Source organism: Pseudomonas sp. SWI7, from assembly GCF_006351945.1.
In the GTDB taxonomy this organism is placed as follows: Bacteria; Pseudomonadota; Gammaproteobacteria; order Pseudomonadales; family Pseudomonadaceae; genus Aquipseudomonas; species Aquipseudomonas fulva.
On sequence record NZ_CP040930.1, the window covers coordinates 4,056,206 to 4,072,734 of the forward strand.

At 62.8% G+C, this 16,529-nt stretch carries 16 protein-coding genes; 7 read left to right on the top strand and 9 right to left on the bottom strand.

Annotated elements, in window-relative coordinates:
* Positions 1-10: 10 nt before the first annotated feature.
* Entirely contained in the window at positions 11-1,375 is a 1,365-nt protein-coding gene (locus FH041_RS18545; RefSeq protein ID WP_028686706.1) for a GTPase/DUF3482 domain-containing protein, read from the bottom strand.
* Positions 1,368-2,759: a DUF2868 domain-containing protein gene (locus tag FH041_RS18550; protein WP_049695311.1), complete on the bottom strand. Its 1,392-nt coding sequence runs from the start codon at positions 2,757-2,759 to the stop codon at positions 1,368-1,370. Before FH041_RS18550 ends, FH041_RS18545 begins: the two co-directional genes overlap by 8 nt.
* 54 nt (positions 2,760-2,813) lie before the next feature.
* On the opposite strand from FH041_RS18550, the gene FH041_RS18555 reads away from it, so the two are divergent.
* Positions 2,814-3,329: a dihydrofolate reductase gene (locus FH041_RS18555; protein WP_104926611.1), complete on the top strand. Its 516-nt coding sequence runs from the start codon at positions 2,814-2,816 to the stop codon at positions 3,327-3,329.
* A 49-nt stretch (positions 3,330-3,378) separates the two neighbouring features.
* Here FH041_RS18555 and FH041_RS18560 read toward each other — a convergent pair whose 3' ends face one another.
* On the bottom strand, positions 3,379-4,770 hold the full coding sequence (locus FH041_RS18560; RefSeq protein WP_023532302.1) for an L-cystine transporter: 1,392 nt from the start codon (positions 4,768-4,770) through the stop codon (positions 3,379-3,381).
* Positions 4,771-5,011: 241 nt separating this feature from the next.
* Here FH041_RS18560 and FH041_RS18565 point away from each other — a divergent pair, with 241 nt between their 5' ends.
* Positions 5,012-6,067, top strand: coding sequence for a haloacid dehalogenase-like hydrolase (locus FH041_RS18565; protein ID WP_132578131.1), 1,056 nt, complete (start codon positions 5,012-5,014; stop codon positions 6,065-6,067).
* A 95-nt stretch (positions 6,068-6,162) separates the two neighbouring features.
* Here FH041_RS18565 and ilvD read toward each other — a convergent pair whose 3' ends face one another.
* A complete protein-coding gene (gene ilvD / locus FH041_RS18570) occupies positions 6,163-8,004 on the bottom strand; it encodes a dihydroxy-acid dehydratase (RefSeq protein ID WP_140174927.1) in 1,842 nt (613 codons plus the stop codon).
* 474 nt (positions 8,005-8,478) lie between these two features.
* Between ilvD and FH041_RS18575 the strand changes: the two genes are divergently transcribed.
* On the top strand, positions 8,479-9,135 hold the full coding sequence (locus FH041_RS18575) for a magnesium transporter (protein ID WP_088522827.1): 657 nt from the start codon (positions 8,479-8,481) through the stop codon (positions 9,133-9,135).
* Positions 9,136-9,169: 34 nt separating this feature from the next.
* On the opposite strand, the gene FH041_RS18580 is transcribed toward FH041_RS18575, so the two are convergent.
* Positions 9,170-10,366, bottom strand: a complete 1,197-nt coding sequence (locus tag FH041_RS18580; protein ID WP_027913478.1) for a class I SAM-dependent rRNA methyltransferase — start codon at positions 10,364-10,366, stop codon at positions 9,170-9,172.
* A 66-nt stretch (positions 10,367-10,432) separates the two neighbouring features.
* The gene (locus FH041_RS18585; RefSeq protein ID WP_140174929.1) at positions 10,433-10,975 is read right to left on the bottom strand and encodes a type 1 glutamine amidotransferase domain-containing protein; all 543 of its coding nucleotides are present in this window, start codon (positions 10,973-10,975) and stop codon (positions 10,433-10,435) included.
* A 190-nt stretch (positions 10,976-11,165) separates the two neighbouring features.
* Between FH041_RS18585 and FH041_RS18590 the strand changes: the two genes are divergently transcribed.
* Both FH041_RS18590 and mutM read left to right on the top strand, forming a co-directional pair.
* A complete protein-coding gene (locus FH041_RS18590) occupies positions 11,166-11,984 on the top strand; it encodes an HDOD domain-containing protein (protein ID WP_173645904.1) in 819 nt (272 codons plus the stop codon).
* A gap of 3 nt (positions 11,985-11,987) precedes the next feature.
* Complete coding sequence (gene mutM, locus FH041_RS18595) at positions 11,988-12,800, top strand: bifunctional DNA-formamidopyrimidine glycosylase/DNA-(apurinic or apyrimidinic site) lyase (RefSeq protein WP_028686700.1); 813 nt, start codon at positions 11,988-11,990, stop codon at positions 12,798-12,800.
* Between the two features lie 68 nt (positions 12,801-12,868).
* On the opposite strand, the gene FH041_RS18600 is transcribed toward mutM, so the two are convergent.
* Together FH041_RS18600 and coaD are read right to left on the bottom strand one after the other, a co-directional pair.
* Positions 12,869-13,120: a YfhL family 4Fe-4S dicluster ferredoxin gene (locus FH041_RS18600; RefSeq protein ID WP_023532594.1), complete on the bottom strand. Its 252-nt coding sequence runs from the start codon at positions 13,118-13,120 to the stop codon at positions 12,869-12,871.
* A gap of 109 nt (positions 13,121-13,229) precedes the next feature.
* The gene (coaD, locus tag FH041_RS18605; protein WP_023532462.1) at positions 13,230-13,709 is read right to left on the bottom strand and encodes a pantetheine-phosphate adenylyltransferase; all 480 of its coding nucleotides are present in this window, start codon (positions 13,707-13,709) and stop codon (positions 13,230-13,232) included.
* A 199-nt stretch (positions 13,710-13,908) separates the two neighbouring features.
* On the opposite strand from coaD, the gene FH041_RS18610 reads away from it, so the two are divergent.
* Together FH041_RS18610 and FH041_RS18615 are read left to right on the top strand one after the other, a co-directional pair.
* Positions 13,909-14,574 carry a TetR/AcrR family transcriptional regulator gene (locus FH041_RS18610; RefSeq protein WP_027913481.1) on the top strand — a complete coding sequence of 222 codons (666 nt, stop codon included), beginning with the start codon at positions 13,909-13,911 and terminating at the stop codon, positions 14,572-14,574.
* Positions 14,575-14,611: 37 nt separating this feature from the next.
* On the top strand, positions 14,612-15,469 hold the full coding sequence (locus FH041_RS18615; protein WP_110606377.1) for a sulfurtransferase: 858 nt from the start codon (positions 14,612-14,614) through the stop codon (positions 15,467-15,469).
* 8 nt (positions 15,470-15,477) lie between these two features.
* Here the strand turns inward: FH041_RS18615 and FH041_RS18620 are convergent, their stop codons facing one another.
* Positions 15,478-16,470 carry a hydrolase gene (locus tag FH041_RS18620; protein WP_140174931.1) on the bottom strand — a complete coding sequence of 331 codons (993 nt, stop codon included), beginning with the start codon at positions 16,468-16,470 and terminating at the stop codon, positions 15,478-15,480.
* Between the last annotated feature and the right edge of the window lie 59 nt (positions 16,471-16,529).

The window sequence follows — 16,529 nt, forward strand, 5'->3', positions numbered from 1 at the left end:
AAGGCCAGGCCTAGAGCTGCTGCACCAGCGATTCGAGCTGCTCCTGGCGCTGGGCCTGGTTCGGTTTAGCACCGGGATTGAGCGTGGACCATTGTGGATGCGCGCGAGCCCGCACCAGCGGTTCGGGCAGCTTGCCCTGACGCCAGGTCTTTTCATCCAGCTGGCCCAGGCGAATACTGTCCTGAGCGGCGTGCCCACGGTGGTCCAGTGCCACCATCAGTTGTTGCTGACGCAGGGCCAGCAAGCGCAGGACGGTATCGTCGACGGTGAGCTCGCGTTTGCCCTTGAGCTTGCCCATCAGGCGCGCGCCATAGCCGCGAGCCGTCTGCAGGGCACCGCCGGCGATGGCCCCGGCCAATGCGGCGACCCCCAGGGTCAGCCCACCTGCCAGCAGGTCCACCCCGGCACCGGCCGCCGCGCCTGCCGCCACTCCGCCGCCTACCCGCACCCCAAGCTGCTTCAGGGTCTCAGGATTGAACAGATCGTCTCCCCAGCGCCCGTCCAGCAACGGCAGGTCACTGGCGTGCGCATCGTCGCGCCGGAACGCATAGAGCTTGAGCAGGGCCTCCACGCAGCGCTGTTCACGCTGGCGCACGGCCTGGTGAAGCGCCTCGATGGCCTGTGCCTGGGCAGACGGTTCACCTTCCACGCTGCGCCGACAAGCGGCGCAGTCCAGCAGCAATTCGGCGATCAGACGCTTGCCGCCTTGCTGACGAGCTACCCGTTGGGCCTGCTGATCGTCGATCAGGCGCTGCAAGCTGGGGCGCGCCTCCTCCAGCAGCAGGGCTAGGCTCTCGTACAGGCGGCGCTCGCCATCTTCTGGCGGGGCCACGCTGTCGAATTTCACCAATGCATGAAGCCCAAGCCGGGCAAGTGCTTCACGCCACTGCGGTTCGCGATGCGGATGGCTGGAAACGAAGTTGAGCACCGGTAGAAGTGGCTTGCCGCAGCTTGCCAGCACGTCGAGTTCGTCACGGTACTTGGCCAGCACCGGCTCGCGGGCGTCGATGACATAGAGCCCGGCGTCGCTGGCCAGCAGCTGGCGCAGCACCTTGGCCTCCTGCTCGAAGCGCTGGCGGGCCTCGCTGCCCTGAAGAAACCGCTCCAGCCGCGCCGGGCCATCCAGGCGCTCGCCAGGGCGCTCAAGGCGTTCGAGGTAGTCGAGCAGGGCAATTGCGTCTTCCAGTCCCGGTGTGTCGTAGAGCTCCAGCAGAGGCTGCCCGTCCACGGACAAGCGAGCGCCTTCCACATGGCGTGTGGTGCTGGGACGATGCGAGACCTCCCCGAAACCGACGTCGCGCGTGAGGGTGCGTAGCAGCGAGGTCTTGCCCACGTTGGTGTGGCCTACCACGGCCAGCTTCAAGGGCTCAGTCATGAGCGTGCTCCAACCAGGCCAGCGGTAGGGTGTCGGCATAGGGAAGCCCCAGGCGATCCAGGGCTTCACGCCAGTCATTCAGGCGCCGCTCATCGCGAGGCTGATCAGCGGCGGCAGGCAACAGCCAGATGCGCGTACTTCCGGCATTGCGCGCCAGCTCGGCGAGCAAGGCCAGGCTGCCGCGATCCGGCGAGCGCTCAGGGTCAAGGGCAATGGCCAGGCGTGCGGGTGGAAAACGCCCCAGTTGTTCGAGCAGACGATGCCGCGACTCCCGGCTGTCCAGTACGCCGGCATCGGCGACGTTGGCGGGCAATGACGGCGGCCAGGGACGCTGATCGTCCAGCTCGACGCCAACCAGCAGTGCGCCGGCATTTTCGATGAGTGACGGCTCGGCCTTGAACTGCGGCAGTGTGTCGGGTGCATCGTCTTGGACGCCCAGGCGCTCGCTGTTGGGCATCAGCCTGTCGCGCAGCGGCATGTAGCCTGGCAGGTTCGTGTCCAGCGCCAAATGTTCGCGCCCTTGCCGCCAGCGCCACAGGCACACGCCGGCCAAGAGCAGGCGCGGCAGCACGCCATAGACCAACACCACGCCCAGCAGCCAGCTGGCCCATGCCTGGCGCGTCATGGCCAGGGCCGGCGCGGTGTCGCCGCTGGCACGGATCATGGCCGGGTCAGGCACCGCAAAGCCCAGCAGCGCGGGCAGGGCGCCCAGGGCCTGGGTCATGGCGATGAAGGGTTCGGCCGCCAACAACGTGGTTTCCCAGACGAAGCCATAGCGCCGGGTGGCCAGCAATGTCAGCAGCACACCTACCGCGCTCAGCATGGCCACCAGCCACAGGCTGTGGACCAGCAAACCCAGCAACCAACGGCCCAGGCGTTGGCGTCCCAGCAGCACTAGCAAGGCCGGCGCCAGGTGGGCGGCACGGGCGTCGCGGGCCAAGCGTTCGCTCAACCACAGCCAAAGCCGCCCCAGCAGCGCGCCGTGCTCACCGCTCAGGAACAAGCCGATCAGCCAGCCCAGCAGCATGACCAGGTTCAGCCCCAGCAGGCTGCCCAGCGCCCAGAAGACATTCACCGGCCGCTGCCCGTCACCCAGGGCGGCCAACGCCAGGCCCCCGCCACTGAGCACCGCCATCACCAGCATCGCCAACAGCGCCAGGCGCGCCCCTTGCTTCCAGCGCCACAACGCGGCGGTCATGCCGTCGCGTTCGGCCAACAGCAGCGCACGGGTCTCGATGCGCAAGGCCAGGCTGCCGCCTTGCTGGCGAGCACGGCGGTTGGCTTCCTGATCCTCGAGGGGGCCGGCATGTTCCTCGCGCAGGCGTATCGCCTCGGTGAGCCAGCGCTTGTCCAGCAAAGAAGGTGCAGTCACAGGGTCTTCCATTGCACAGGTCGTGGCAGCAGCATAACTCACCCGTGCGGTGCTATTCTCGCTGGCATGAACACATTACTGCCCCTGAGCCTGATCGTGGCCTGCGCCGAAAACCGCGTGATAGGCATCGACAATTCCATGCCCTGGCATTTGCCGGGGGACTTCAAGTACTTCAAGGCCACCACCTTGGGCAAGCCCATCATCATGGGCCGCAAGACCTGGGACTCGCTGGGAAGGCCGCTGCCTGGGCGGTTGAACATCGTGGTCAGCAGGCAGCCCGGGCTGGAACTGGCCGGTGCCGAGGTTTTCGCTTCACTGGAAGAGGCGCTGGTGCGGGCCGATCAGTGGGCGCGCGAGCAAGGTGTCGACGAACTGATGCTGATCGGTGGTGCGCAGCTCTACGGGCAGGCGCTGGAGCAAGGGCTCGTCAGCCGCCTGTACGTGACGCGGGTCGAGCTGTCGCCGCTGGGCGATGCCTGGTTCCCGGATTTCGATCGCAAGCAGTGGACGCTCACGTCCAGCCACGCGCAGGCTGAGGAAGGCAAGCCGCTGTATCACTTCGAGGTGTGGGACAAGGCCTGAACGCCTGTTGCGCCAGGAAGGGAGCCGCGCTGTGCGGCCCCATCTGCACTCAGGTATGGCTCAATTCTGCGTGTTCATCATCGGCCAGTACCTGCTTGTCGGTTTCCTTGAGCAGCTGGCTGGTTACCACGCCTGCCGTCATCGAACCGTTCACGTTCAACGCCGTACGGCCCATGTCGATCAACGGCTCTACCGAAATCAGCAGTGCCACCAGCTCCACCGGCAAGCCCATGGCCGGCAGCACGATCAGCGCGGCGAAGGTGGCGCCGCCGCCAACCCCGGCCACCCCGGCTGAACTGAGCGTGACGATGGCCACCAAGGTGGCGATCCACAGCGGGTCGAAGGTATCGATGCCAACCGCTGGCGCGACCATCACTGCCAGCATGGCAGGGTAGAGCCCGGCACAGCCATTCTGGCCGATGGTGGTCCCGAACGAGGCGCTGAAGCTGGCGATCGACTGCGGCACGCCCAGCCGGCGCGTCTGGGCCTCGATGTTCAGCGGGATACTGGCAGCGCTCGAACGGCTGGTGAAGGCGAAGGTCAGCACCGGCCACACCTTGCGGAAGAAGCGCAGCGGGCTGACCCCGATTGCCGCCAGGATGAGCGCGTGAACCACGAACATCAGCGCCAGGCCCAGGTAGGACACGACCACGAAGCTGCCCAGCTTGAGGATGTCTTCCATGTTCGAGCTGGCCACCACCTTGGTCATCAACGCCAGCACGCCGTAAGGGGTGAGTTTCATGACCACGCGCACCAGACGCATTACCCAGGCTTGCAGGGTATCGATGGCCGACAGTGCACGCTGACCCTTCTCGGCGTCGTCCCTGATCAACTGCAAGGCGGCCAGGCCGACGAAAACGGCAAAGATGACCACGCTGATGATCGATGTCGGCTTGGCCCGCGCCAGGTCGCCGACCGGGTTGCTGGGGATGAACGAGAGCAGCAGTTGCGGGATGTTGAGGTCGGCGACCTTGCCTGCATAGTCGCTGTGGATCACCTGCATGCGTGCGCTCTCCTGGGCGCCTGCCACCAAGCCTTCGGCACTGAGGCCAAAGAGGTTGGTCAGCAGGATGCCGATCAGGGCAGCGATCGCCGTGGTCAGCAGCAGCGTGCCGATGCTCAGGACGCTGATACGCCCCAGGGAAGAAGCATTGTGAAGACGCGCCACGGCACTGAGGATGGAGGCGAAAATCAGCGGCATGACGATCATCTGCAACAGGCCTACGTAGCCGTTGCCGACCAGGTCCAGCCAGGTGATGGTGGTCTTGAGCACGGGGTGCCCTGCGCCATAGATCGTGTGCAGTACCAGGCCGAAGCCCACGCCCAGTGCCAGGCCCAGCAGCACTTTCTTGGCCAGGCTCCAATCGGTATGACGGGTCTGCGCCAGCCCCAGCAACAAGGCCAGGAACGCCAGCAGGTTAAGCAGCAGTGGCAGGTTCATTAAAGCTCCGGAAACGAGAGGATGAGTCGCCGCCTCTATGTGCGATTGCGAGTGGAAATGCTAACAGCCTGAAAACAAAGGAATTTATACCCAAATGGAATTTGTATAGTCGTAAATGGAATATCGAGACGTCGCGGATTGCAATGAACACGGCGTTTACGGGGGCATAAAGGTCGCAATCGAGCGTGACCGACGGGTCTCACTCGACTAGCGTCTGTCAGTCGTCTCAGGAGATTCGTACATGAACGTTGCGCTCAAAACCGCTGCCATTGGCCTATCCCTGCTGTTGAGCCTGAAAACCTTCGCTACCGAGCTTGATCATTGGCCATCTGAAGCCGCCAAACAGCTCGACCGCATGATCACCGCCAATGCCCACAAAGGTAACTACGCGGTGTTCGACATGGACAACACCAGCTATCGCTATGACCTGGAAGAGGCCTTGCTGCCCTTCATGGAGAACAAAGGGCTGCTGAGCCGCGACAAGCTGGACCCTTCGCTGAAACTCATACCCTTCAAGGACAGCGCCGAGCACAAGGAGAGCCTGTTCAGCTACTACTACCGACTGTGCGAGATCGACGACATGGTCTGCTACCCCTGGGTGGCGCAAGTGTTTTCCGGCTTCACCCTCAAGGAACTGAAAGTACAGGTGGATGAACTCATGGCGTCTGGCAAGCCTGTGCCCAGCACCTATTACGAAGGGGGTCAGGTCAAGGCCATCGAAGTGCAGCCGCCCAAGGTCTTCAAGGGCCAGGCCGAGCTGTACAACAAGTTGATGGAGAACGGCATCGAGGTCTACGTGGTATCAGCCGCTTCCGAAGAGCTGGTGCGCATGGTCGCCTCCGACCCCAAGTACGGCTACAACGTGAAACCGCAGAACGTGATTGGAGTCAGCCTGTTGCTCAAGGATCGCGCCACGGGACAATTGACAACGGCACGCAAGCAGATCAGCGCTGGGCACTACGATGCCAAGGCTAACGAAGGGCTTGAACTGACCCCTTACCTGTGGACACCAGCCACGTGGATGGCGGGCAAGCAAGCGGCGATCCTGACCTACATTGATGAATGGAAAAAGCCCGTGCTGGTGGGCGGCGATACCCCGACCAGTGATGGCTACATGCAGTTTCATGGCGTGGATGTAGGCAAGGGCGGTATCCACCTGTGGATAAACCGCAAGCCCAAGTACATGGAGCAGCTCGAGGGGATGATCGCCAGCCAGGCAGCTGCCCAGGCCAAGGAAGGGTTGCCGGTGACGGCGGACAAGAACTGGGTGATCGTGACGCCTGAACAGATTCAATGAGGCAGGCCGTGGTTCCATGCTGTATAAGCCCCATCGCCGTTTCGGCAAAAAAAACCGGCGCTCAAGGCGCCGGTTCTTGTACAGCTGGACGGGTATCACAGCCCTTCGAGCATCGCCTTGTTGCGCACGGCACCTTTGTCGGCACTGGTCGCCAGCAGGGCGTAGGCCTTCAAGGCTGTCGTCACCTTGCGCGGGCGTACTTCAGCCGGTTTCCAGCCCTTCTTGTCCTGCTCGGCGCGGCGCTCGACCAGCTCGTCATCGCTGACCAGCAGGTTGATCGAGCGGTTGGGTATATCGATCAGGACCTTGTCGCCGTCGCGTACCAGGCCGATGGCGCCGCCTGCGGCGGCTTCCGGCGAGGCATGGCCAATGGACAGGCCCGAGGTGCCCCCCGAGAAGCGGCCGTCGGTGAGCAGGGCGCACGCTTTGCCCAGGCCCTTGGACTTGAGGTACGACGTGGGATAGAGCATTTCCTGCATGCCCGGGCCACCTTTCGGGCCTTCGTAGCGGATGATCACGATGTCGCCGGCTTTTACTTCGTCGGCGAGGATGCCACGCACGGCGCTATCCTGGCTTTCGAAGATCTTGGCCGTGCCTTCGAACACGTGGATCGATTCGTCGACACCGGCGGTTTTCACCACGCAGCCGTCCAGGGCGATGTTGCCGTACAGCACGGCCAGGCCACCCTCTTGTGAATACGCGTGCTCGAAGCTGCGGATGCAGCCGTTCTCGCGGTCGTCATCCAGGGTTTCCCAACGCGTCGACTGGCTGAACGCGGTCTGGGTCGGGATGCCGGCCGGGCCCGCCTTGAAGAAGGTGTGGACTGCTTCGTCGTCGGTCTGGGTGATGTCCCACTTGGCGATGGCTTCTTCCATGCTGCGGCTGTGCACGGTAGGCAGGTCGGTGTGCAGCAGGCCGCCACGGGCCAGCGAACCCAGGATGCTGAAGATACCGCCAGCGCGGTGCACGTCCTCCATGTGGTACTTCTGGATGTTGGGCGCCACCTTGCACAGTTGCGGCACCTTGCGCGACAGGCGATCGATGTCGCGCAGGTCGAACGCCACTTCGCCTTCCTGCGCCGCCGCCAGCAGGTGCAGGATGGTATTGGTCGAGCCACCCATGGCGATGTCCAGCATCATGGCGTTCTCGAACGCCTTGAAGTTGGCGATGCTGCGCGGCAGGACCGATGCGTCGTTCTCGCCGTAGTAACGCTTGCACAGCTCGACGATGGTGCGGCCGGCGGTCAGGAACAATTGCTCGCGGTCCGAATGGGTAGCCAGGGTGGAGCCGTTGCCCGGCAGGGCCAGGCCCAACGCCTCGGTCAGGCAGTTCATCGAGTTGGCGGTGAACATGCCCGAGCACGAGCCGCAGGTAGGACAGGCGCTACGCTCGTATTCGGCGACCTTTTCGTCGGAGGCCGTGCTGTCGGCGGCGATGACCATGGCATCGACCAGGTCCAGGCCATGGCTGGCCAGCTTGGTCTTGCCAGCTTCCATCGGGCCGCCGGAGACGAAGATCACCGGAATGTTCAGGCGCAAGGCGGCCATCAGCATGCCGGGGGTGATCTTGTCGCAGTTGGAGATGCAGACGATGGCATCGGCACAGTGCGCGTTGACCATGTACTCCACCGCGTCGGCGATGATTTCACGGCTGGGCAGCGAGTACAGCATGCCGTCGTGGCCCATGGCGATGCCGTCATCGACCGCGATGGTGTTGAATTCCTTGGCCACGCCACCGGCGCGCTCGATCTCGCGAGCGACCAACTGGCCCAGGTCCTTGAGGTGCACATGGCCCGGCACGAACTGGGTGAAGGAGTTGGCGATGGCGATGATCGGCTTCTTGAAGTCTTCGTCCTTCATGCCGGTGGCACGCCACAGGGCGCGTGCACCTGCCATGTTGCGGCCGTGGGTGGAAGTCTTGGAACGATAATCAGGCATGAAACACTCCTGGCGGCTTAATCAGGTCACAGAAAGGGGAGTGAGCTTCTCTTGTCCTCTGTACCGCAGGCCGGTTGCCACTGGCACGGATGGGGCCGAAGACCGCGCGGGATCGCCGCGTGCTTGGCCAGAGCTCATAAACCCGCCGGGGGATGACTGGCGATGAATAGCCCGATTCTACACCGCTGGCGCCGGGAAGGCATGACGATGTGCCCAGGTGGCGTTTTTGGGCAAAACCCGAAGTTGTAGGAACCGTCTGAAACGATCCGTGTGAGGCTGACCTGCACCTGACTTGCCATTATCATTCGGCCGCCGCATGTGCGGCTTGACGAGATAACCCTCAATGGACCTTCCCAGTTATCGGTTCACCATGAACTGCAATCTGGCACTGAGCGCGCCGCCGCCAGGGCTGCCTAGGGCTTGAGTCTGCGAGGCTGAAGCCTGCAGGCGCCTGGTCGGCGCCTGGAGAACTTCATGCAAAACCCTATCGATAAAAACACCGCTGTTTGTGCCGTAGACGCTGCGCTCGATACGCAACGGCGGCAAACCACCGAAAGCTTTCACAAAGGCGCCTCCCTCACTAACACCATCGGTGACCTGCGGCATGCGACCCTCGGGTTGCTGTACCGCAAGCGTGTGCTGTGGCTGGTGCTGCTGGTGTTCGGCAACCTGTTCTCAGGGGCCGGCATCGCGGCCTTCGAAGAAACGATTGCCGCGCACATCGCGCTGGTATTCTTTCTGCCACTGCTGGTGGACAGCGGCGGCAATGCCGGCTCGCAGTCGGCTACTCTCATGGTCAGAGGTCTGGCCACAGGCGAGGTCACGCTGAGCGACTGGGGAAGAATGCTGGGCCGTGAATTTGGCGTCGCGCTGCTGCTGGGCTGCACCATGGCGATGGCCGTGGCATCGCTTGGGCTGCTGCGGGGCGGCCCGCAGATCGCCTTGATCGTGGCCAGCAGCATGGTGGTGATCGTGCTGGTCGGCAGCCTGATCGGCATGAGCCTGCCGTTTCTGCTGAGCCGGCTCAAGCTGGACCCTGCCACGGCCAGCGGGCCGCTGATCACCTCGATTGCCGACGCAGCAGGCGTATTGGTGTACTTCGGGATCGCGACCCAGGTGCTTGGGCTTTAAAACGATCGGGGGCCACCCAGGCCCCCGTCTTGGTTTAGCTGTTAGGCAGCAACCGGCAGGTAATGCTCTTGATGTAGCGGGTTTCACCAATCGCCGGGTGCACCGGATGGTCAGGGCCCTGACCACCGCGCTCGAGCAACTGCATGTTGCGGTCCAGGTGACGGGCACTGGTCAGCAGGATGTTGTGCAGGTCGTCTTCGGGGAGGTGCATCGAGCAGGAAGCGCTGACCAGAATGCCGTCCTTGTTCAGCATGCGCATGGCCTGCTCGTTGAGCCTGCGGTAGGCAGCCTCGCCGTTCTTCAGGTCTTTCTTGCGCTTGATGAAGGCGGGCGGGTCGGCAATGATCACGTCGAAGCGTTCCTCGGCTGCCTTGAGTTCGCGCAAGGCTTCGAAGACGTCGCCCTCGATGCAGGTCAGCTTGTCACCGATACCGTTGAGCTGGGCGTTGCGTTCAACGCCATCCAAGGCAAAGCCCGAGGCATCGACGCAGAACACTTCGCTGGCGCCGAAGGCACCTGCCTGCACGCCCCAACCGCCGATGTAGCTGAACAGGTCGAGTACGCGCTTGCCCTGAACATAGGGGGCCAGGCGTGCACGGTTCATGCGGTGGTCATAGAACCAGCCGGTTTTCTGGCCTTCACGGACCGGGGCTTCGAAACGGACACCGTTTTCTTCCAGCGGTACCCAATCCGGGACTTCACCGTAGACGGTTTCCACATAGCGCTGCAGGCCTTCGGCATCGCGGGCTGCCGAATCGTTCTTGAACAGGATGCCGCTTGGCTTGAGCACCTGGACCAGCGCCGCGATGACCTCATCCTTGTGCGCTTCCATGGTTGCCGATGCCAGTTGCACCACCAGAATGTCGAAGAAGCGATCGACGACCAGCCCCGGCAGCCAATCGGAATCGCCATAGACAAGTCGGTAGCACGGCTTGTCGAACAGGCGCTCGCGCAGGGACAAGGCCACGTTCAGGCGGTGCACCAGCAGCGATTTGTCCAGCGGCAGTTTAACGTCGCGTGACAGCAGGCGGGCGCAGATCAGGTTATTGGGGCTCAGGGCAACGATGCCCAGTGGTTTGCCGTTGGCGGCTTCGAGCACGGCCTGCTGACCGGCCTGCAAGCCTTGAAGCGGGGTGGCGGCAACGTCCACTTCGTTGCTGTAGACCCACAGGTGGCCTGCGCGCAGGCGGCGGTCGGCATTGGCTTTAAGGCGAAGACTGGGCAGGGACATGACGTCGCTCCGGAAAAAAGAGCGGGAGTATAACCCCTACCCAGCCTTATTGCTGAGCGCCAGCGGTCAGGACGACAGGGCCTGGATCAGTGCCTTGTTGAAGGCAGGGATGTCATCGGGCTGCCGGCTGCTGATCAGGTTCCCGTCAACCACCACTTCTTCGTCGACCCACTCGGCGCCAGCGTTGCGCAGGTCATCCTTCAGGGTCTTGAAGCTGGTCATGCGCTTGCCCTGGGTCAAGCCGCTCGAAATCAGCAGCCAGCCGCCGTGGCAGATCACGGCAATCGGTTTGCCGGCTGCGTCATGGCTTTTGACGATTTTCTGGGCGCCTTCAACCAGGCGAATGGTGTCCGAGTTCTGTACGCCGCCTGGCAGGACCACGGCATCATAAAGCTCGCTGGCGCTGGCGCTGTCGAAGGTGCCGTCGACCTTGAACTCGTCCGCGGGCTCGTCGTGGTTCCAGCCGCGCACCGTGCCTTGCTTCTCGCTCAGCACGTGCACCTGCGCACCTGCCTGCTGCAGGGCGTCACGCGGGCCTGTCAATTCCACCTGTTCGAAGCCATCAGTCACCAGGATGGCCACGCGCTTGCCGTTCAATTCAGTACCCATGGGCCTTGCTCCTTTACTCGATGAATATGATAAACAGGCCCGTCCGCGCTTGTGAAAGTTCAAGTTCACTGATCCAGCGGTTAGTTCTGTGGGGTGCATCGCGGTAGAATTGGCAGTCCCATACGAGTGTGCACGCATGTCCCAAGAACTCACCGCCGAACAGATCCAGCAAGCCTTGCAAGGCATCACCATCCCGCCGCAGCCGCAGATCATGGTCGATTTGCAGTTCGAGCAGTACATGCCTGATCCGGACCTGGAAACCATCGCCAAACTGATCGCACAGGACCCTGGGTTGTCGGGCGCCTTGCTCAAGCTGGTCAACTCGGCGCACTTTGGCCTGTCCAACAAGATAGGCTCGATCCAGCGTGCGGTGAACTTGCTGGGTAGTCGTTCGATCATCAACTTGATCAACGCGCAGTCGATCAAGGGCGAAATGAGCGATGAAACCATCGTCACGCTCAACCGGTTCTGGGATACCGCGCAGGATGTGGCGATGACCTGCCTGACGCTGGCCAAGCGCACGGGTATTCAGCCTGCCGACGAAGCCTATACCCTCGGCTTGTTCCACGACTGCGGCGTTCCGCTGATGCTAAAGCGCTTCCCCACGTACATGGATGTGCTCGAAGAAGCCTATGCAAAAACCGACGAGCAGACCCGCGTCGTGGACACGGAGAACCGCGCCTTCAACACCAATCATGCCGTCGTCGGCTATTTCACGGCCAAGTCCTGGCGCTTGCCCGAACACCTGACCGGGGCCATCGCCAACCACCACAACGCGCTGGCGGTGTTTCGCGATGACAGTGCCCGCAACAACCAGAGCCAGATGAAAAACCTGTTGGCGGTGCTCAAGATGGCCGAGCATATCTGTGCCTCCTACCGGGTATTGGGCAACCAGTCGGTGGATCAGGAATGGAACGTAGTGGGGCCGCTGGTGCTCGATTACATAGGCTTGTCGGAATACGACTTCGACAACCTCAAACAGAACATCCGAGAACTAGGTGGGCACTGATACATGCCTGAGTTACCCGAGGTAGAGACCACCCGGCGCGGTATTGCACCGCACGTCGAAGGTCAGCGCGTCAGCCGCGTGGTCGTGCGTGATCGCCGCTTGCGCTGGCCGATCCCGGAAGACCTGGACGTGCGGCTCTCCGGGCAGCGCATCGTCACGGTCGAACGCCGGGCCAAGTACCTGCTGATCAATGCCGAAGTGGGCACCCTGATCAGCCACTTGGGCATGTCGGGCAATCTACGGCTGGTGGAGGCGGGCTTGCCGGCTGGCAAGCATGAGCACGTGGACATCGAGCTCGAATCCGGTCTGATGCTGCGCTATACCGACCCGCGCCGCTTTGGCGCCATGCTCTGGAGCCAGGACCCGCTCAACCATCAATTGCTGCTGCGGCTCGGCCCCGAACCGCTGACCGACCTGTTTGACGGTGAGCGACTGTTCCAGCTGTCCCGAGGCCGTTCGATGGCGGTCAAGCCCTTCATCATGGACAACGCCGTGGTCGTTGGGGTGGGCAACATCTATGCGACCGAAGCACTGTTCGCTGCCGGCATCGATCCGCGCCGAGCGGCCGGTGGCATCTCGCGGGCGCGATACCTGAAGCTGGCCATCGAGATCAAACGCGTGCTGGCGGCCGCCATCGAACTGGGCGGCACCACGCTGCGCGATTTCATCGGCGGTGATGGCCAGCCAGGGTACTTCCAGCAGACACTGTTCGCCTACGGGCGCGGCGGCTTGCCCTGCAAGGTGTGTGGCACCGAGTTGCGGGATGTGAAGCTTGGGCAACGCGCCAGTGTGTTCTGCCCGCGCTGCCAACGCTGAGGCCGTGCGCGCTTCGGGATGATCGCCATGGAGAGGCCGATGCGCGAGGATGCCGACGGCCGGCAGCGTCAGGCCTTGCCAGTGATCTTGAGGTACTTGGCCATCAGTTGCTCTTCGCTTTCCGGGTGCGCCTCATCCAGTGGGATGCAGTCGACCGGGCAGACCTGCTGGCACTGCGGCTCGTCGTAATGACCCACGCACTGGGTGCACAGGTTGGGGTCGATCACGTAGATCTCTTCGCCTTGGGAGATGGCCTCGTTGGGGCACTCGGGTTCGCAGACGTCGCAGTTGATGCAATCGTCGGTGATGATCAGGGACATGGGGGCTCCGGCCGGGGCTCAGCGCCCGGGCATGTTCAACGCAATGGGCACAATTGTGCCGCATTCGCGCCTGCAGTGCACGCAGGCGCGACGATCTGGAACAGCGGCTTTACTTCTTGAAGCGTTCAGTCAGCGCATCGGCCACGGCCGGGTGCACGAATTTGCTGATATCGCCCCCCAGTGCGGCTATTTCGCGGACCAGGGTCGACGAGATGAACGAGTACCGCTCCGACGGCGTGAGAAACAGGCTCTCGACGTCGGGTGCCAGTTGACGGTTCATGTTCGCCAGCTGGAACTCGTATTCGAAGTCCGACACTGCACGCAAACCCCGAAGGAACACATTGGCACCTTGCTCCTTGGCAAAATGCGCCAGCAACGAGGAAAAGCCGATGACTTCGACATTGGGCAGGTGCCTGGTGACCTCACGGGCCAGCTCCACGCGTTGTTCCAGCGGGAACAAAGGGTTTTTCTTGGGGCTGGCGGCCACTGCAATGATCACGGTGTCGAACAGCCGCGAGGCGCGCTCGACCAGATCGCCATGGCCTTTGGTAATGGGGTCGAAAGTACCCGGGTACAACACTCGGTTCATCGCGTCATCCTGGCTGGAGTGCGTTGGGGAGTCGGATGGTAGCGCAGCGACTGCGCCCGGCCAAGTCATGCGGCCGGCCAAGGCACTATACTTTGGGCCAGCCAATGGTGCGAGGGCACGGCGCTTTGATACGGTGCAACGCCTTGGCAATACCTCGTACCATGGCGGTTTTCACTGCTCCGTAGACAGGATGCTGGACATGGCCCGGCCCATCAAGACCCGCGAGAGAATCGTTCAGAGCAGCCTTGAGCTGTTCAATCAGTCGGGCGAACGCAGCGTCAGCACCAACCATATCGCGGCGCACCTGGGCATCTCGCCAGGCAATCTCTATTACCACTTCCCCAACAAGCAGGCGATCATCGCGGTTTTGTTCAGCCAGTACGAAACGCACGTAGACAGTTTTCTGCGTCCGCCGCAGGGGCGCCCGCTGGCGGTGCAGGACAAGCGGTTCTACTTGCAGGCGCTGCTGGCTGCCATGTGGAACTACCGTTTCCTGCACCGGGACCTGGAGCATCTGCTGGGCAGCGATGCTGAGCTGGCAGCCCGTTATCGGCGCTTCTCCGCACGCTGCATGCGTCAGGGCAAGGCCATTTACCGCGGCTTCGTCGAGGCGGGTATTCTGGCGATGAACCCCGCGCAGCAGGAGTCGCTGACCATCAATGCCTGGATCGTGCTCACCTCGTGGGTGCGCTTTCTCAGCACGACCCGGGAGCATGCAACGCACCTGGGTGAAGAAGCGTTCAAGCGGGGCGTCTATCAGGTGCTGGCCCTTGAGCTGGGGTTCGTCACCGAGCCTGCGCGCAATGCCGTGCAGGCCTTGTGCAGCGAGTTTCACGTACCGTTCATTCAGGCGCTTGAGCACTAGCGCCCGGGCCCGGGATTACATCGATCAGGAGATTGTCATGTCACTTGCGCAGTTGATCACCCCGCAGCAGTTGGCCGAGCGGCTGGATTCACCCGGCCTTGTCATTCTCGACTGTCGTTTCGCCCTTGAGGATGTGGATTACGGTCAGCGCAGTTACGCCTTGGGTCACATCGAAGGGGCGCACTTTGCCGACCTTGAGCGAGACTTCAGCGGCCCGGTCAGCAAGGGTGTGACAGGGCGACACCCGCTGCCTGATCCAGAAAAGCTGGTAGCGCGCCTGCGCGAATGGGGCGTAGATAACGAGAGCGACGTGGTGCTGTACGACGACGGTACCGGTGCCTATGCGGCGCGAGGCTGGTGGCTGCTGGCCTGGCTGGGCAAACGCAGTGGCGTTGCAATCCTGGACGGCGGCCTGACCGCCTGGCACGCCGCGCACCTGCCATTGAGCCTGGATCCCCCGGCCCGGCGCGAAGGCAACTTCAGCGGCCAGCCCGATGAGGCCATGCTGATCGATGCCGAAAGCCTGGTTCAGCGCCTGGGCAGCTCAGACCTGACCCTGCTGGATGCGCGCGCATTGCCACGTTTTCGTGGCGACATGGAACCCATCGACCCAGTGGCAGGACACATCCCTGGCGCACGCTGCGCCGCCTTCACCGAGAACCTTGGCAGCGACGGCCGGTTTCTTCCGCCCGAGCAACTCCGGCAACGTTTCGAGCAGCAGCTGCAGGGACGCGCGCCTGAGCATCTGGTTGCGTACTGCGGTTCAGGGGTAACGGCGTGTCATAACCTGTTCGCGCTGGCATTGGCCGGTTACCCGCTCGGCAAACTGTATGCAGGCTCATGGAGTGAGTGGATCACCCGCTCTGAGCATGCAGTGGCAACGGGCGACCAGTAGGCCCTCCACTACAGGCCTTCGCGTAACCATTGCGGAATTCGGCGCTCCAGGTAATAGCCCGGTTTTCGCAGGCTGCCGTCGACGAACCCGACATGGCCACCCTGAGCGTGCAGCTCAAGCTCGGTCCCTGGGGCCAGCTCATCTGCCGTCGGCACGCTCAGAGGCGAGACGAAGGGGTCGTCGCTGGCCTGGATGATCAGGGTCCGGGTACGGTTATGGTTCAGGTAGAAGCCACTTGAAGCGCGGCGATAATAGTCGTGCACATCCTGAAAACCGTTCAGCGGTGCAGTGACCTTGGCATCGAAATCCCAGAACGTGCGCAAGCCATGCAGTGGACCGAGCTGCTCCAGGATTGCCAGCCGTTCTGGGTGACCATGGTCTTTGAACAGGCGCTGCTTGACCTGCACATAGGCCAGCATCTCGCGCATGAAATGCGCCTGGTACACCTTCGAAAACCCCAGGCCGATACGATCGGCACACTGATCCAGGCGAAAAGGCACGGAAACGGCGACTGCCGCCTGCAACCGGCTGTTGTCACCCTGTTCGCCCAGGTATTTGAGCAGGACATTGCCTCCCAGGGAGTAGCCCACCGCGTACAGGGGCGCCAGCGGCCTTTTGGCACACAGGTGACTGACGATCTCAGCCAGGTCCTCACTGGCGCCGGAATGGTAGCTGCGGGGCAGCAGGTTCGGTTCCCCAGAGCAGCCCCGCCAGTTCGCCGCGACGCTCGCCCAGCCCAGTGCGTGCAGCGCCTGTTGCAAGCCTTTGACATAGGGTGAGCCCGATGACCCCGTCAACCCGTGAAGCACCAGCACCAGCGGCGCATGGGGCTGGTGCGGGCCATGCCAGTCAAGGTCGATGAAGTCCCCGTCCGCCAGCCAGATGCGTTCGCGCTCGCGTTGCAGCGTCGGCGTCTTGCGCCACAGCGGTCCCCACAATGTTTGCAGGTGAGGGTTGGAAAGGCCTTTGGCAGGATGAAACAGGGCGCTGGAACTTGGCATGCTGGGCAACTCGTGATGTGCCCGGCTAGAGTGCCATGAAACAGCGCTTGTATCAGCCT

Bases quoted from the DNA above. Each gene is read 5' to 3' on its own strand.
- FH041_RS18545 (WP_028686706.1), bottom strand. From the start codon at position 1,375: ATGACTGAGCCCTTGAAGCTGGCCGTGGTAGGCCACACCAACGTGGGC.
- FH041_RS18550 (WP_049695311.1), bottom strand. From the start codon at position 2,759: ATGGAAGACCCTGTGACTGCACCTTCTTTGCTGGACAAGCGCTGGCTC.
- FH041_RS18555 (WP_104926611.1), top strand. From the start codon at position 2,814: ATGAACACATTACTGCCCCTGAGCCTGATCGTGGCCTGCGCCGAAAAC.
- FH041_RS18560 (WP_023532302.1), bottom strand. From the start codon at position 4,770: ATGAACCTGCCACTGCTGCTTAACCTGCTGGCGTTCCTGGCCTTGTTG.
- FH041_RS18565 (WP_132578131.1), top strand. From the start codon at position 5,012: ATGAACGTTGCGCTCAAAACCGCTGCCATTGGCCTATCCCTGCTGTTG.
- ilvD (WP_140174927.1), bottom strand. From the start codon at position 8,004: ATGCCTGATTATCGTTCCAAGACTTCCACCCACGGCCGCAACATGGCA.
- FH041_RS18575 (WP_088522827.1), top strand. From the start codon at position 8,479: ATGCAAAACCCTATCGATAAAAACACCGCTGTTTGTGCCGTAGACGCT.
- FH041_RS18580 (WP_027913478.1), bottom strand. From the start codon at position 10,366: ATGTCCCTGCCCAGTCTTCGCCTTAAAGCCAATGCCGACCGCCGCCTG.
- FH041_RS18585 (WP_140174929.1), bottom strand. From the start codon at position 10,975: ATGGGTACTGAATTGAACGGCAAGCGCGTGGCCATCCTGGTGACTGAT.
- mutM (WP_028686700.1), top strand. From the start codon at position 11,988: ATGCCTGAGTTACCCGAGGTAGAGACCACCCGGCGCGGTATTGCACCG.
- FH041_RS18600 (WP_023532594.1), bottom strand. From the start codon at position 13,120: ATGTCCCTGATCATCACCGACGATTGCATCAACTGCGACGTCTGCGAA.
- coaD (WP_023532462.1), bottom strand. From the start codon at position 13,709: ATGAACCGAGTGTTGTACCCGGGTACTTTCGACCCCATTACCAAAGGC.
- FH041_RS18610 (WP_027913481.1), top strand. From the start codon at position 13,909: ATGGCCCGGCCCATCAAGACCCGCGAGAGAATCGTTCAGAGCAGCCTT.
- FH041_RS18615 (WP_110606377.1), top strand. From the start codon at position 14,612: ATGTCACTTGCGCAGTTGATCACCCCGCAGCAGTTGGCCGAGCGGCTG.
- FH041_RS18620 (WP_140174931.1), bottom strand. From the start codon at position 16,470: ATGCCAAGTTCCAGCGCCCTGTTTCATCCTGCCAAAGGCCTTTCCAAC.